Below are 14,017 nucleotides of genomic sequence, written 5' to 3'. Positions count from 1 at the left end.
CCGTAGCCCCTCGTACGAGTCAGAAGAGAGTGACAGGTATGACTGAAACTGTAAAGGTCCGGTTTGAGCCGAAGATGATGATCGACGGCAAGCTCGTCGACGGTCAGGCCGGCACCTTCACCAACATCAACCCCGCCACCGAGGAGCCGCTCGGCGAGGTCGCGGATGCTTCCAAGGAGGACATGCAGCGGGCCATCGACGCCGCCCGCCGGGCGTTCGACGAGACCGACTGGTCGACGAACCGCGAGCTGCGCAAGCGCTGTCTGTTGCAGCTGCACGACGCGATCGAGGAGGAGAAGGAGGAGCTGCGCGAGGAGCTCATCCTCGAGGTCGGCGCGCCCCGGGCGATTACGTTCGGCCCCCAGCTGGACGCCCCGCTGGCCGACGGGCTGAAGTATCCGGCCCGCCTGATCGACGAGTACGCGTGGGAGACCGACCTGGGTGACCGGGTGATCAGCCTGACCGGCACGAACACCACCATCAAAGTCTGGCGGGAGCCGGTGGGCGTGGTCGGCGCGATCGTGCCGTGGAACTTCCCGTTCGAAGTGACCGTCAACAAGCTCGGCCAGGCGCTGGGCGCCGGCAACACCGTGGTGCTCAAACCGGCGCCCAATACGCCGTTCAACGCCACCCGGCTGGGCCGGCTGATCGCCGAGAAGACGGACATCCCGGCCGGCGTCGTGAACGTCGTCACCGCATCGGATCACCTTGTCGGCGAAGAACTTACGTTGTCGCCCAAGGTCGACCTGATCTCCTTCACCGGTTCGACGGTGGTCGGCAAACGGATCATGGAGAAGGGTGCCGCCACCATGAAGCGGCTGTTCCTCGAGTTGGGCGGCAAGTCGGCCACCATCGTGCTGGAGGACGCCGACTTCGGGATGGCCTGCGCGATCGGCATCGCGCCGTGCATGCACGCCGGGCAGGGCTGTGCCAACCCGACCCGGATGCTGTTGCCGCGATCCCGCTACGAGGAGGGGGTGGCGATCCTGAAGAGCATCTACGAGAACGTCACCTGCGGTGACCCGCAGGACCCCGGCACCTTGTGCGGCCCGGTGATCTCGCAGGTGCAGCGCGACCGCGTCATGGGCTACATCCGCAAGGGTGTCGAAGAAGGGGCCACCGCGCTGGTCGGCGGACCGGATGCCGAGACCGGCTTCGACAAGGGATTCTTCGTCCGCCCAACGCTTTTCACCGACGTCGACAACTCGATGACGATTGCCCAGGAGGAGATCTTCGGCCCGGTGCTCTCGGTCATCCCCTTCGACGACGAGGAAGACGCGATCCGCATCGCCAACGACAGCAAGTACGGGTTGGCCGGCAACGTGATGTCCGGATCGCTGGATCGCTCGCTGGCCGTCGCGCGCCGGATCAAGGCCGGTTTCATGGGAGTCAACGGCGGCGCTCCGTATGCGGCCGACGCCCCGTTCGGCGGATACAAGGACAGCGGGGTGGGTCGTCAGAACGGCGTCGTCGGATTCGACCAGTACACCGAGGTCAAGACGGTGGGGTACCCCGCGGGCTGAGCCGGCGGGCTCAGCGAAGCTGGGTCGTGTCCAGGATTGTGCGCGCGACGAGGTCGGGATCGTCGAGCATCGCGACGTGACCGACATCGGGCAGGATCCGGTATTGGGCCTGCGGGAACAACTTTCGCGCGCGCGCACCGTTGACGGCGGGCGGGAAGATCCGGTCGCGTGCCGCCCAGGCCAGCACGACCGGGCAAGGCAGCGGGTGCATCGGCTCCAGTTGTTCGTCGCTGCTGAGGAGGTCAGTGCGGGCAGTGCAGCCGAGCAGGTCGTCGGCGAGGTCGACGAATTCTTCCGGAGTCAGACGGTTGCCGTGAACAACGTTGTCTCGCAGGGCAATTCGCCGTACGAGCGGGACTCGTGCCGCGACCGGGAGCACCTGCCTGGTGTGCTCGGTGAGCCAGACGACGCGCCGCAGCGCGGTGGTGGCGTGCTGCTGGTCGCCGGTGCCCGTCGTCCAGCAACCGGCCGGCGACAGCGCGCACACCGTTCGTGCGCGGTGCCGGCGGGCGAGTTCGAGCGCCACCCATCCGCCCATCGAATTGCCCGCCAGATGTGGACGGTCGAGCCCGAGTTCGTCGAGTGCCCGTTCGGCGTCGTCGACGACGTCAGCGATCCGGACGGGTCTGGCCGTCGGGTTGCGGCCACCCCGGTGACCGAGTGCGGTCAACGCGATCGCCTCGTGTTGCTGCGCCAATAACGGCACCACCCGCCGCCACATCAACTCGCTGCCGGTCACGCCGTGCAACAGCACGACCGGCTCACCCGATCCGTGTCGAATCAACGGTCCGAGGCGTGCGGGACGTCGGTGCGGTCTGCCCAGCCTTGCGGGAGTTCGGCGGGCGCCCGGTCAATCACTGACTCGTCGTCAGTACCGACCTGCTCGAACAGGGTGATGTAGGCGAATTCGGGTACGACGAAGATCGGGTAGGTCGGTCCTTGATCGCGGTACGCGTGCATCTCGTCGAGATGGTCATTCTGGTAACACACCGTGCGTTCGCCGTGTTGACGGATCCACTGCGGGAAGAAGATGACGCCGTGCAGTCGCCGCTTGCCGGGCATGACGTTGACGGCCACGCTGGTGCCGGTGGGTTCGGTCCACGAGATCTTGAAGCTGTCGGAGTCCAGTTGCACCAGGTCGACCTGTTGGCCTTTGACCCAGCGGCCACCGACGTGTCCGGTGTGGATCCGGTAGTCGATGGTGTGCTGATTCTTCACGTACATCTCGTACTGCCAACCGTTGGCGTAGGTGTAGATGAACCGGCAGCCCAGGATTCCGGAAAGGTCCTGCGCGGGAACAGGATTGGCCACGGATGGCATGGTGGGACTCCGTTTCGTCGAGGGTGCGTCAGGTCTGGACCGACACGCCCCCGAATCTACCGCCGCCCAGCCCGAGTCCAGGACGGACCGCTACTCGGCCGGCAGCGGCCGTTTCAACGTGCACACGATGCTCCACTCCAGCAGGCGGTCCCCGCCCTTGTCGTAGTCCTTGAAGTGGTGGGCCACCTGGGTGCGTTGCACCGAGGAGCCGACGATCTCCCATCCCTGCGCACCCAGCGCGTTCGCGGCGTGCCGTGCCTCTTCGATCACCGCTTCCAGCGACTCATTTTTATGCGAGATGAACGAGCTTTCCCACCGGGACACGGGTGCGGGAGTGGTCATGTGGCGGCACCCTACTTCGCCGGCCCTGCACGAAGTGAACGAAACGTGACCGACGCTCAACGCGCGGACGAAGACCTGGTCTCGTCGACCGCCGGCCTACCGTGCGCTCCTCGGCGTGACCGCCGTCACCAACACCCGCTAAACCCACCCCGCCACCGGACCGTGCAGCGTGCTGGTCGACAATCGAAGAAATAACACGTGTCAAAGGAGACATCCCCATGGCTGAAGCAGTCATCGTCGAAGCAGTGCGTTCCCCGGTCGGCAAGCGCAACGGCGGGTTGTCCGGGGTGCACCCGGCCGAACTGTCCGCGCAGGTCCTCAACGGTCTGGTCAATAAGGCAGGCCTGGACCCCGAACTGGTTGACGACGTCATCTGGGGCTGCGTCATGCAGGCCGGCGAGCAGGCCCTCGACATCGGCCGGACCGCTCTGCTGACCGCGGGCTGGCCGGAGACCGTGCCGGGGGTGACCGTGGACCGCCAGTGCGGATCGAGCCAGCAGTCGGTGCACTTCGCCGCGGCCGGCGTGGTGGCCGGCCACTACGACGTGGTGGTCGCCGGCGGTGTCGAGTCGATGTCGCGCACCCCGATGGGTGCCTCGCTGGCCAACGGCGGACGTCCCTACCCCGAGGGATTCCTGGGCCGCTATAACGGCCAGATCCCCAACCAGGGCATCGGCGCGGAGATGATCGCCGAGCAGTGGGGTCTGTCGCGGCAGACCCTCGACCAGTTCTCTCTCGACTCACACGAAAAGGCCGCGGCCGCACAGGATTCCGGTGCCTTCGACGACCAGATCGTGGGCATCAAGGACAGTGAGGGGAACGTCGTCCTCAAAGACGAGGGCATTCGCCGCGGCACCCCGATGGAGAAGATGGCGTCACTGAAGCCGGCCTTCAAAGAGGACGGCGTCATCCACGCCGGCAACTCCTCGCAGATCTCCGACGGCTCGGCGGCCCTGCTGTTCATGTCCGCCGAGAAGGCCAAGGAACTGGGCATGAAGCCGATCGCCAGGGTGCACACCGCCACGCTGGCCGGTGCCGACCCGGTGATCATGCTGACCGCGCCCATCCCGGCCACCCAGAAGGTGCTCAAGCGCTCCGGGTTGTCCATCGGCGACATCGGCGCATACGAGGTCAACGAGGCGTTCGCGCCGGTACCGCTGGCCTGGCTGAAGGACATCGGCGCCGACGAGACCAAGCTCAACCCCAACGGCGGCGCGATCGCGCTGGGCCACCCGCTGGGCGGCTCCGGCGCCCGGATCATGACCACGCTGCTGTATCACATGCGGGACAACGGGATTCGTTACGGACTGCAGACGATGTGTGAGGGCGGCGGGCAGGCCAACGCCACGATCCTCGAGCTGCTGTGACGGACGTGCCGGGCGCTCTCACCGAGCGCCGCGGCAATGTCCTGATCATCACGATCAACCGGCCCGAGGCGCGGAACGCGATCAACGCCTCGGTCAGCATTGCCGTCGGTGACGCGCTGGAGCAGGCACAGCACGATCCCGCGGTGCGGGCGGTGGTGATCACCGGGGCGGGGGACAAGTCGTTCTGCGCCGGTGCAGATCTCAAGGCCATCGCGCGTCGGGAGAACCTGTACCACCCCGATCACCCGGAATACGGCTTTGCCGGCTACGTCCACCATTTCATCGACAAGCCGACCATCGCCGCGGTCAACGGCACAGCGCTCGGTGGTGGCACCGAGTTGGCGCTGGCCAGTGACCTCGTGGTGGCCGACGAGCGCGCCCAGTTCGGGCTGCCCGAGGTCAAGCGCGGGCTGATCGCCGCGGCGGGCGGGGTGTTCCGGATCATGGACCACCTGCCGCGCAAGGTGGCGATGGAACTGCTGATGACCGGGGAGCCGCTGAGCGCGGCGGATGCATTGCGGTGGGGTCTGATCAACGAGGTGGTCGGTGAAGGTTCGGTGTTGGACGCGGCGCTGGCGCTGGCCGGGCGCGTCACCGCCAATGCGCCGCTATCGGTGCAGGCCAGCAAACGCATCGCCTACGGCGTGGACGACGGCGTCATCACCGGGGACGAACCCGGCTGGGACCGCACCGTGCGGGAGATGAAGACGCTGATCCGCTCCGAGGACGCCAAGGAAGGGCCGTTGGCGTTCGCGGAGAAACGGGAGCCGGTTTGGCAGGCGCGCTAGGGGCGGACAGATCCTGATCAGTTGCACTCGGGAAGTATGCGGAAGTCCCGGCATTGATTGTGACATCAGGGCATTGCGAGTGAGTCCAGGGTGGGATTTCGTCGATTTTTCCACCGTAGTTGCACCGGCAATGCCAAGATTTCACGTGCGATAGAGAAGCGCAGAGACCACGCGTCGGGGACCGGCGCTCAGGATGCCAATGTGTTGACGCCCCAACGGAATAACGGTGGAACCAGCGTGCAGGCCGGCACGATCGCGCGTCGGGCCGGCCACGGTGTGCTGGCCAGCACCAGACCCCGGGTGAGCCAGCGGTAGTCGCGGGTGACGCGGTGCCAGGCGCGTTCGTAGGAGGCCGGTGCGTCCTCGACGATCGCGCGTACCGCCTCGGCGGCCTGCTTGACCGCCAGGCTGATGCCCTCGCCGGTCAGCGCGTCCTCGTAGCCGGCAGCGTCGCCGACCAGCAACACCCGCCCGGACACCCGCCGCGAGACCACCTGCCGCAGCGGCCCGCACCCCCGGGCCGGTCCGCGCACGGCATCACGCAGGTGCGGGGCCAACGTCGGGAACCAGTCGATGTCGGGCCGCTGCCGGGACAGAATGGCCACTCCGACCAGATCCGGTTCCACCGGCGTGACGTAGGCCTCACCCCACCGCGACCAGTGCACCTCGACGAACTCCGACCAGGGCGCCACCCGGTAATGCCAGCGCAGGCCATGGCGGCGCGGGGTGCCCGTCGTCGCCGCGATGCCGACGGCGCGGCGCACCGCTGAATGCAGCCCGTCGGCGCCGACCAGCCACTTGGCGCGCACCCCGGCGGCGCTCACCCCGTGTGCGTCCTGCTGCACAGAGCTGACCTTCGTCCGAATCCATTCGGCGTCTTGCTCTTTGGCGCGCGCCGCCAGCGAGGCGTGCAGTGTGGTGCGACGCACCCCGCGCCCCGGACCGGTGCGGAAATGCGCTTCCGCGCGGCGGCGCTCGGTGACGTAGGCGATGCCGTGGAACGGCAGGCCGGCCGGGTCGACGCCCAGCGAGGTCAATTCGGCCAGGCCGCCGGGCATCAGGCCCTCGCCGCACGCCTTGTCGATCGGGCCCTCCCGCGGTTCGGCCACGATCACCGAAAGCCCCTGCGCCCGTGCGTGCAACGCGGTAGCCAGACCTCCCGGACCGCCGCCCACGACCAGCAGATCCGCGTCGTAGCCTGTCACGTGTAACCCAGGGCCGCGTTCTCGACCCGCACCCGGACCACCAGCAGGGCGGCATTGACCAGCGTGAAACACAACGCGGTCAACCACGCGGTGTGCACCAGCGGCAGCGCGACTCCTTCGGCGACGACGGCAACGTAATTCGGGTGATTCATCAACCGGTACGGGCCGCGCTTCACCAGCTGCGCATGCGGCAGCACGATCACCCGGGTGTTCCAGCGTTTGCCCAGCGACTTGATGCACCACCAGCGCAGACCCTGGCACAGCGCCACCACCACCACCATCGGCCAGCCGAGCCACGGGATGAACGGCCGGTGCAGCGCCCACGGTTCGACCAGGCAGCCGATCAGCAGCGCGGTGTGCACGGCCACCATGACCAGGTAGTGGCCGCGACCGAATTCCTTGGCGCCCTGGACGAAAGACCACTTCGCGTTGCGCTGCGAAACCAGCAGTTCGGCAAGGCGTTCCAGCACGACCGCCAGGATCAGCAGTTGATACACGGCTCTACCATCGCTTCACCAGGCCGGGCACCGATTCCGGGTCGACGGGCGATGCCGCCGCCACTGTCGTCCCGATCGAATGCCACCAAGCTATCTTTGCGCTGCCTGGTCCGGGAACCTAACTCGGCCCCCAGTATCGACTGGGTGATCAGGGTCACGATGCCGGGCCGGTCCGGGTCCAAACGACGTCCTGACCTGCGTCGATTTGCGACGGCTCGTGGCGGGGTACGTAACAACGGGGACTTTCGGGGCGACGAGATCGCCGACATTCGACGGATAGGTAGACAACATGCGGATTCTGGTGACCGGAGCCACCGGATATGTGGGCTCGCGCCTGATCACGGCGTTGCTGGCTGAGGGGCACGAGGTGCTGGCGGCCACCCGGAATCCGGAACGGCTCAAGCAGTTCGGCTGGTTCGAGCAGGTCATTCCGGTCAAGCTGGACGCCAGTGACCCCGCGGCAGCGCGCGCCGCCTTCGTCAGCGGTACCGAAGCGTCCGGCATCATCGACGCGGTGTACTACCTGATCCACGGAATTGGACAGGCCAACTTCCGGGACGCCGACAACATCTCGGCCGCCAACGTAGCCGCCGCAGCCAAGGAGGCGGGCGTACGCCGCATCATCTACCTGGGTGGGTTCGTGCCTGAGGACGAGGCGCTGTCGGAACACCTCAGTAGCCGTGCGGAGGTGGCCGCGGCCCTGATGGTCGACGGCGGGCCGGAGTTGGTGTGGTTGGGTGCCGCGATGATCATCGGCGCGGGTTCCACGTCGTTCGAGATCCTGCGCTACGTCGCCGACCGGTTTCCGTTCCTGCCGCTGCCGGCGTGGATGTACAACCCGATGGACCCCATCTCCATCCGCGACGTGCTGCACTATCTGGTCGCCGCGGCCGACCCGGCGCAGGTGCCGGCCGGCGCCTACGACATCGCCGGCCCGGAGACCACGTCCTACCGCGAAATGCTGAAGAAGTACGCCCGTATCTCGGGTCGCTGGCACGCCGGTGTGCGGATACCCGGTGTCGACACCTCGGTGGCGTCGTTGTTCACCGCGGTGGCGTTGCCGGTACCCAAGGGCCTGGCCGGCGACCTGGTCGAGTCGCTGGATCACCCGATGCGAGCCTCGGCCAGCGTGCTCAGCGACCACGTCCCCGACCCGCCCGGCGGTCTGCTGTCCGCCGACCAGGCGATCGCGCTGGCGCTCTCCGGCCACACCTTCGCCCCGCCGCGCCCGGTCAACGCGCTGGCCGATCCACATCACCTCGCCGACACAGATCCGGTGTGGGCAGGCGGCGACGCGTTTCGCATCCGGCAGTTGGCCGGGTCGGTGACACCGCCGCTGGTGCGGCCTACGCTGCGTTTGGTGAACAGCGTTCCCGGCCCGCTAGCCGGTGCGCTGCGCACCTACCTGGACATCCTGCTCGCCCTGACCCCGAAGGTCCGCCCTGCATGACACAGACCGCCCAAGCCGCCTGTCCGCGCCGCGCCTCCGCGTTCGAAGAGTTCCGCAACGCGATCTTCAAAGTGGCGGTGCCGCACCACGAGCCGCCCGCCGTCGTGTTGCGACGGCGGATCGTTGTCGGCATCACGTTGGTCGCCGGTGCGGTGGTGCTCGGGTTTTCGCTGCGCAGCAAGCCCGGCGACCCGGCCTTCTATTGGCTGACGCTGACGCTGGCCGCGGTCTGGTTCGCCGGCGCCTTCGTCTCCGGCCCGCTGCATCTGGGCGGGATCTGTTGGCGCGGACGCAACCAGCGCCCGGTGATCACCGGCACGTCGGTGGGGCTGCTGCTCGGCGGCGCCTTCGTGGTGGGCGCGCTGATCGTCCGCGAGATAACTCCGGTGGCCGCCCTGATCACCCGGGTGCTGCAGTACGCCAACCAGGGGTCGTTCCTGCTGGTTGTGCTGATCACCCTGGTCAACGGGGTGGCCGAGGAAACGTTCTTCCGCGGCGCGCTCTACACCGCGCTGGGCCGGCACCATCCGCTGGTGATCTCGACCGTGCTGTACGTGCTGGCCACCATGGCCGCCGGAAACTTCATGCTGGGCTTCGCCGGGATCATCCTCGGCACGGTCAGCGCGCTGCTGCGCCGGGCCACCGGCGGCATCCTGGCCTCAATGCTGACGCACTTCTTCTGGGGTCTGATCATGGTGCTTGTACTGCCTCCCCTGTTTGGGGTTTGACGACAGTCAGGTGCCTGACCACCGTCAGGCGGCTCTGCACATCGCGCAGTAGCGCCCGCAGCGCCGCCCGGCGCGCCGGGCGCACCGCGAACCAGTAGACCCGGCCGGGAATGCCGATCGGGATGAATGCCGCGCGCTGGGTATACAGGCTGCCGCTGCCGTTGCGGGGCTCGACCGTCAGTTCCAGCCAGTCCCGTCCGGGTGCGCGCCTGGTACCGCGCAACCGCACGGTGCGACCGGGTCCGCGCACCGCGACCTGCCAGCCTCGGTCGACGGCGGCGAGTTCGGCGGCGCGGCGGACGTCGTCGGGTTGCGCGGCGGTCGCCAGGGTCTGGACATCGGTGTAGGAGATCTCGCCCGCCCAGTCCGGGTCGCCGGGAAGCGGGTCGGCCGGCTCGGACGACAGCGAATCCCAGTCCGCTTCGGTCAGGCCGCGGGCGGCGCGGCCCAGCGCGAGTTCGACGGCCCGGCGGTAGCCGATCAGACCGTCGGGCGGCGGTTCGATGATGGAGTCCACGTCGGAGTTGCGCATCACCGCGTCACACTCCAGGGATTCGATCAGGGGCCGCGCCAACGTGGACGGGATCGGAGTCACGGTGCCCACCCAGAGGCTGGCGATGCCCGGCGTCAGGAACGGCAGCACGATCAGGCGCCGGGTGTGCAGGCCGGCGACTTCGGCGTAGGTGCGCATCATGTCGCCGTATTCCAGGACGTCGGGCCCACCGATGTCCCACGTCCGGGATTCCGGCACCGCCGCCGTCGCCGCTTCGACCAGGTAATGCAGCGCGTCGCGCACCGCGATCGGCTGGATCTTGTTATGCACCCACTTCGGGGTGGTCATCACCGGCAACCGGTCGGTGAGATGCCGGATCATCTCGAAGGACGCGGACCCGGATCCGATCACCACGCCGGCCTGCAGCACCACCGTCTCGATGCCGGACTCGATCAGGTGATCGCCCACCGCTTTGCGCGACTCGAGATGCGGTGACAGGTCGGCGTTCTCCGGGTGCAGGCCGCCCAGATACACGATGCGCCGGACGCCGGTGCGCTGCGCCGCGGTCACCACGTTGCGGACCGCACGGTCCTCCTCGGCGGCGAAGTCTTTCGACCCGCCCATGGAGTGGACCAGGTAGTAGACCACGTCGACGTCGTCGAACGCTTCGATCAGCGAGTCCACGTCGCTGAGGTCGCCCTTGGCCACCTCGGCCCGGTCCCGCCAGGGCACGTCCTCCAGCTTCTTCGGAGTGCGGGCCAACGCCCGCACCCGGTGGCCCTCGTCGAGCAATTTCGGAACCAGCCGGGCACCGATATATCCGGTCGCCCCGGTCACCAGGCAGCGAATTTGATCAGTCGTCACGGCAGTGATTCGGAGCCGACAGCGGCGTGGACGGGTCGGTGATCGCTAGGAATCGCTGAAGTTGGCGGAGCGGCGCTCCTGGAAAGCCCGGGTGCCCTCTTTGAAATCGGGCGCCTGCAGCAGGCCGGACTGCCCCTGAAATTCCCGCTCCAGGGCGGCGTCCAGTTCGGTCAGCGTCGCTGCGTTGATCGCCGTCTTGGTCTTGGCGAACGCCACCGCCGGGCCTTCGACCAACCGGGTGATCAGCTTGTCCACTTCGGCGTCGAACTGCTCGGCCGGATAGACCTCCGTCACCAACCCCCACTGCAGTGCCTCGGCGGCGCTCAACCGCTCGGGCAACAGTGCCATCCGCATCGCGCGCACCCGGCCGATCGCGGCCGCGATCAGGGCCGACGCGCCGCCGTCGGGCATCAACCCGATCTTGGTGAACGCCAGCATGAAAAACGCCTGCTCCGAAGCCAAGACGACGTCGCAGGACAGTGCGATGGACACGCCGACGCCGGCCGCCGGGCCCTGCACGACGGCTACCACCGGGTGCGGCAGCGTGGTGATGGCCCGGATCAGCCGGTTGATCTCCAGGATGATCTCGTCCGGGGGCACCCCACCGCTGCCGGACATGTCGTCGGCGCTGATCCCGGCGCCGGAGCTGAAACCGCGCCCCGCGCCGCCCAGTCGCACCACCCGGACCGCCGGATCGGTGGCGGCGGACTCCATGGCGTCGGCCAGGCCGGTGATCACCGGGGTGACCAGCGAGTTGAGGCTGTCCGGCCGGTTAATGGTCACCGACAGCACGCCGTCGGTCAGCTGGACGTCGAGGCCGTCGACGGGCGCAAGGGTGGCGATTGCAGATGCGGGCATGAGGCCCAGATTAAGTGACCGGGCTGCATCGCCGTCGACCGCGGCTGCGAATATGTGATCAACCGGTTGTTAGGCAACGAAGCTGACGAAAGGTCGGACACCATGGCGGGACCACTGCACGGATTGCGCGTCGTCGAGCTGGCCGGCATCGGCCCGGGCCCACACGCCTCGATGATCCTGGGCGACCTCGGTGCCGACGTAGTACGGATCAACCGCCCATCGGCGCACCCCGCTGGCGCCGTCAACGACACCACGAATCGCAACCGGCGGATCGTCGCCGCCGACCTGAAGTCTGACGAAGGGCGCGAGCTGGTGCTCAAGCTCGTCGCGAAAGCCGATGTGCTGATCGAGGGCTACCGGCCGGGCGTCACCGAACGACTGGGTCTGGGACCCGAAGACTGCGCCAAGGTCAACGAGCGGTTGATCTACGCTCGGATGACCGGCTGGGGACAGACCGGCCCGCGCAGCCAGCAAGCCGGTCACGACATCAACTACATCTCGCTCAACGGCATCCTGCATTCGATCGGCAGGGCGGGCGAGCGGCCGGTACCCCCGCTGAACCTGGTCGGCGACTTCGGTGGCGGCTCGATGTTCTGCCTACTGGGCATCTTGTCGGCGCTGTTCGAACGACAGACCTCCGGCCAGGGTCAGGTGGTGGACGCCGCCATGATCGACGGGTCCAGCGTGCTGATCCAGATGATGTGGCAGATGCGCACGTCGGGCATGTGGACCGATACGCGCGGCACCAACATGCTCGACGGCGGGGCGCCTTACTACGACACCTACGAGTGCGCCGACGGCCGCTACGTCGCGGTGGGTTCCATCGAGCCGCAGTTCTATGCGGCGCTGCTGGCCGGGCTCGGCCTGGACGCCGCCGATTTGCCCGACCAGAACGACGTCTCGCGCTGGCCGGAGCTGCGCGCAGTGCTGACCCGGACGTTTGCCGCCCACGACCGCGACCACTGGGCCAAGGTGTTCGCCGACTCCGACGCCTGCGTGACTCCGATCCTGGCGTTCGGTGAGGTCGAGACCGAGCCGCACATCACCGAACGCAACACCTTCTACGAGGTGAATGGCGGTCTGCAGCCGATGCCGGCACCACGGTTCTCCCGGACCCCGGCGGACACCCCACGCCAGGCCGAGCTGGGGGACGTCGAAGCGGTGCTGCGGGACTGGGTATAGTCCCAACCAACCAGTAGGTAGGGAAGCGGGACGGGAAGGACATACACGTGGAGATCAGGGACGCCGTCGCAGTCGTCACCGGTGGGGCATCGGGTCTGGGCCTGGCCACCACGAAGCGGTTGCTGGACGCCGGCGCGCAGGTGGTGGTGCTGGACCTGCGCGGTGAGGACGCGGTCAGCGCTCTGGGCGATCGCGCCCGCTTCGTCGCGGCCGATGTCACCGACGAATCCGCCGTCAGCGCCGCGCTGGACGTCGCCGAATCGCTCGGCACGCTGCGCATCAACGTCAACTGCGCCGGCATCGGCAATGCCATCAAGACGCTATCCAAGGACGGACCGTTTCCGCTGGACGCGTTCAAGAAGGTGGTCGGGGTCAACCTGATCGGCACGTTCAACGTGTTGCGGCTGTCCGCAGAGCGCATCGCCAAGGCCGAACCCATCGGAGAGGAGCGGGGCGTCATCATCAACACCGCCTCGGTCGCCGCGTTCGAGGGCCAGATCGGCCAAGCCGCGTACTCCGCGTCCAAGGGCGGTGTGGTCGGCATGACCCTGCCGATCGCACGCGACCTGTCGCGGGAGCTGATCCGGGTGGTCACCATCGCGCCGGGTTTGTTCAAGACGCCGCTGCTGGGGTCGCTGCCTGAGGAGGCGCAGCAATCGCTGGGCAAGCAGGTGCCGCACCCGGCCCGGTTAGGCGACCCGGACGAGTACGGTGCGCTGGCCGTGCACATCGTGGAGAACCCGATGCTCAACGGCGAGGTCATCCGGCTCGACGGTGCGATCCGGATGGCGCCGCGGTAGCCCATTCCGCGCCCGTAGCCGCGAGGCTGTAGTGAGGGCGTAGGTTTCCGCGCTATGGCGGCCTGCGTTCAGGCTCGGCGCCACCCGTTCAGGCTCGGCGCACCGGCCCCACCCCCAGGCACGAAAAAGCCCCCCGCGCTATGCGGGGGGCTTACTTCGGGAACCGCGGTTGCTCGCCTATCGGCGGAACCAGCGGGACGCGGTCGGTTCGGCCATCAGCAGCCGTGCTATGACGCCCATACTCTCACCTCAGCTCGCGGTCGGGAGGGGTTGCCACTCTTCGAACTGCTCCGAGGTCTCGCCCTCGACAAGCATGTCGCCGTGGTAGAGGGCCTCGAAGTCAGCCTTGATGACATCGGCACTGGTGTCGTCGATCCACATGACACTGAGCGTAAGGGCGTGGATTAAGGGATCTTTGAGTCACGATTCGGAAAATGGTGGCAATTCTTACCCACGGGTAGGTTCGCCACAGCCGCGCGAGGATACCCAATACGGCACCCGATGAACCGTCGGATAGCTGCAGTCGTCGCTGGCGCCGAGTCCTATTTGACACTCGTAAGTTAACGTTGCTAAGTTTTCGCGGAGTATAGTGCGGGGTCC

General features: G+C 67.6%; 15 protein-coding genes. 7 read left to right on the top strand and 8 right to left on the bottom strand.

From position 1 onward, the window contains the following. Positions 1-38 precede the first annotated feature (38 nt). Positions 39-1,523, top strand: a complete 1,485-nt coding sequence (locus ACZYZ9_RS13695; protein WP_463826779.1) for an aldehyde dehydrogenase family protein — start codon at positions 39-41, stop codon at positions 1,521-1,523. Positions 1,524-1,533: 10 nt separating this feature from the next. On the opposite strand, the gene ACZYZ9_RS13690 is transcribed toward ACZYZ9_RS13695, so the two are convergent. From ACZYZ9_RS13690 to ACZYZ9_RS13680, 3 genes are all read right to left on the bottom strand, one after another. Beyond that, complete coding sequence (locus ACZYZ9_RS13690; protein WP_463826778.1) at positions 1,534-2,277, bottom strand: alpha/beta fold hydrolase; 744 nt, start codon at positions 2,275-2,277, stop codon at positions 1,534-1,536. A gap of 26 nt (positions 2,278-2,303) precedes the next feature. Further along, on the bottom strand, positions 2,304-2,843 hold the full coding sequence (locus ACZYZ9_RS13685) for a phenolic acid decarboxylase (RefSeq protein WP_463826777.1): 540 nt from the start codon (positions 2,841-2,843) through the stop codon (positions 2,304-2,306). Positions 2,844-2,933: 90 nt separating this feature from the next. Next, positions 2,934-3,185 (bottom strand): hypothetical protein, encoded by a 252-nt coding sequence (locus ACZYZ9_RS13680; protein WP_463826776.1) that lies wholly within the window; start codon positions 3,183-3,185, stop codon positions 2,934-2,936. Between the two features lie 218 nt (positions 3,186-3,403). Between ACZYZ9_RS13680 and ACZYZ9_RS13675 the strand changes: the two genes are divergently transcribed. After that, on the top strand, positions 3,404-4,552 hold the full coding sequence (locus ACZYZ9_RS13675) for a thiolase family protein (protein ID WP_463826775.1): 1,149 nt from the start codon (positions 3,404-3,406) through the stop codon (positions 4,550-4,552). Continuing rightward, entirely contained in the window at positions 4,549-5,340 is a 792-nt protein-coding gene (locus tag ACZYZ9_RS13670; protein ID WP_463826774.1) for a crotonase/enoyl-CoA hydratase family protein, read from the top strand. Before ACZYZ9_RS13675 ends, ACZYZ9_RS13670 begins: the two co-directional genes overlap by 4 nt. Positions 5,341-5,528: 188 nt before the next feature. Here the strand turns inward: ACZYZ9_RS13670 and ACZYZ9_RS13665 are convergent, their stop codons facing one another. Both ACZYZ9_RS13665 and ACZYZ9_RS13660 read right to left on the bottom strand, forming a co-directional pair. Next, entirely contained in the window at positions 5,529-6,545 is a 1,017-nt protein-coding gene (locus ACZYZ9_RS13665; RefSeq protein ID WP_463826773.1) for an NAD(P)/FAD-dependent oxidoreductase, read from the bottom strand. After that, entirely contained in the window at positions 6,542-7,042 is a 501-nt protein-coding gene (locus ACZYZ9_RS13660) for an isoprenylcysteine carboxyl methyltransferase family protein (RefSeq protein ID WP_463826772.1), read from the bottom strand. The genes ACZYZ9_RS13665 and ACZYZ9_RS13660 overlap by 4 nt, the downstream gene beginning before the upstream one ends. A gap of 289 nt (positions 7,043-7,331) precedes the next feature. On the opposite strand from ACZYZ9_RS13660, the gene ACZYZ9_RS13655 reads away from it, so the two are divergent. Both ACZYZ9_RS13655 and ACZYZ9_RS13650 read left to right on the top strand, forming a co-directional pair. Further along, positions 7,332-8,492 (top strand): NAD(P)H-binding protein, encoded by a 1,161-nt coding sequence (locus ACZYZ9_RS13655; RefSeq protein WP_463826771.1) that lies wholly within the window; start codon positions 7,332-7,334, stop codon positions 8,490-8,492. Beyond that, positions 8,489-9,220: a lysostaphin resistance A-like protein gene (locus tag ACZYZ9_RS13650; RefSeq protein WP_463826770.1), complete on the top strand. Its 732-nt coding sequence runs from the start codon at positions 8,489-8,491 to the stop codon at positions 9,218-9,220. The genes ACZYZ9_RS13655 and ACZYZ9_RS13650 overlap by 4 nt, the downstream gene beginning before the upstream one ends. Here the strand turns inward: ACZYZ9_RS13650 and ACZYZ9_RS13645 are convergent. Both ACZYZ9_RS13645 and ACZYZ9_RS13640 read right to left on the bottom strand, forming a co-directional pair. Beyond that, positions 9,183-10,577, bottom strand: coding sequence for a DUF2867 domain-containing protein (locus tag ACZYZ9_RS13645; protein WP_463826769.1), 1,395 nt, complete (start codon positions 10,575-10,577; stop codon positions 9,183-9,185). The genes ACZYZ9_RS13650 and ACZYZ9_RS13645 overlap by 38 nt on opposite strands. Positions 10,578-10,622: 45 nt before the next feature. Next, a complete protein-coding gene (locus tag ACZYZ9_RS13640) occupies positions 10,623-11,435 on the bottom strand; it encodes an enoyl-CoA hydratase (protein WP_463826768.1) in 813 nt (270 codons plus the stop codon). A 102-nt stretch (positions 11,436-11,537) separates the two neighbouring features. Here ACZYZ9_RS13640 and ACZYZ9_RS13635 point away from each other — a divergent pair, with 102 nt between their 5' ends. Both ACZYZ9_RS13635 and ACZYZ9_RS13630 read left to right on the top strand, forming a co-directional pair. Then, a complete protein-coding gene (locus ACZYZ9_RS13635) occupies positions 11,538-12,617 on the top strand; it encodes a CaiB/BaiF CoA transferase family protein (protein WP_463826767.1) in 1,080 nt (359 codons plus the stop codon). 47 nt (positions 12,618-12,664) lie between these two features. Continuing rightward, on the top strand, positions 12,665-13,417 hold the full coding sequence (locus ACZYZ9_RS13630) for a 3-hydroxyacyl-CoA dehydrogenase (protein WP_463826766.1): 753 nt from the start codon (positions 12,665-12,667) through the stop codon (positions 13,415-13,417). A 249-nt stretch (positions 13,418-13,666) separates the two neighbouring features. On the opposite strand, the gene ACZYZ9_RS13625 is transcribed toward ACZYZ9_RS13630, so the two are convergent. Next, positions 13,667-13,798, bottom strand: a complete 132-nt coding sequence (locus ACZYZ9_RS13625; RefSeq protein ID WP_463826765.1) for a hypothetical protein — start codon at positions 13,796-13,798, stop codon at positions 13,667-13,669. Positions 13,799-14,017: the final 219 nt, after the last annotated feature.

Source organism: Mycobacterium sp. IDUB_28, from assembly GCF_055419285.1.
The sequence above is the reverse complement of the archived record's forward strand: the minus strand, read 5'-3'. Positions and strand labels throughout refer to the sequence as shown.

Bases quoted from the DNA above. Each gene is read 5' to 3' on its own strand.
- ACZYZ9_RS13695 (WP_463826779.1), top strand. From the start codon at position 39: ATGACTGAAACTGTAAAGGTCCGGTTTGAGCCGAAGATGATGATCGAC.
- ACZYZ9_RS13635 (WP_463826767.1), top strand. From the start codon at position 11,538: ATGGCGGGACCACTGCACGGATTGCGCGTCGTCGAGCTGGCCGGCATC.
- ACZYZ9_RS13655 (WP_463826771.1), top strand. From the start codon at position 7,332: ATGCGGATTCTGGTGACCGGAGCCACCGGATATGTGGGCTCGCGCCTG.
- ACZYZ9_RS13640 (WP_463826768.1), bottom strand. From the start codon at position 11,435: ATGCCCGCATCTGCAATCGCCACCCTTGCGCCCGTCGACGGCCTCGAC.
- ACZYZ9_RS13675 (WP_463826775.1), top strand. From the start codon at position 3,404: ATGGCTGAAGCAGTCATCGTCGAAGCAGTGCGTTCCCCGGTCGGCAAG.
- ACZYZ9_RS13680 (WP_463826776.1), bottom strand. From the start codon at position 3,185: ATGACCACTCCCGCACCCGTGTCCCGGTGGGAAAGCTCGTTCATCTCG.
- ACZYZ9_RS13650 (WP_463826770.1), top strand. From the start codon at position 8,489: ATGACACAGACCGCCCAAGCCGCCTGTCCGCGCCGCGCCTCCGCGTTC.
- ACZYZ9_RS13685 (WP_463826777.1), bottom strand. From the start codon at position 2,843: ATGCCATCCGTGGCCAATCCTGTTCCCGCGCAGGACCTTTCCGGAATC.
- ACZYZ9_RS13625 (WP_463826765.1), bottom strand. From the start codon at position 13,798: ATGTGGATCGACGACACCAGTGCCGATGTCATCAAGGCTGACTTCGAG.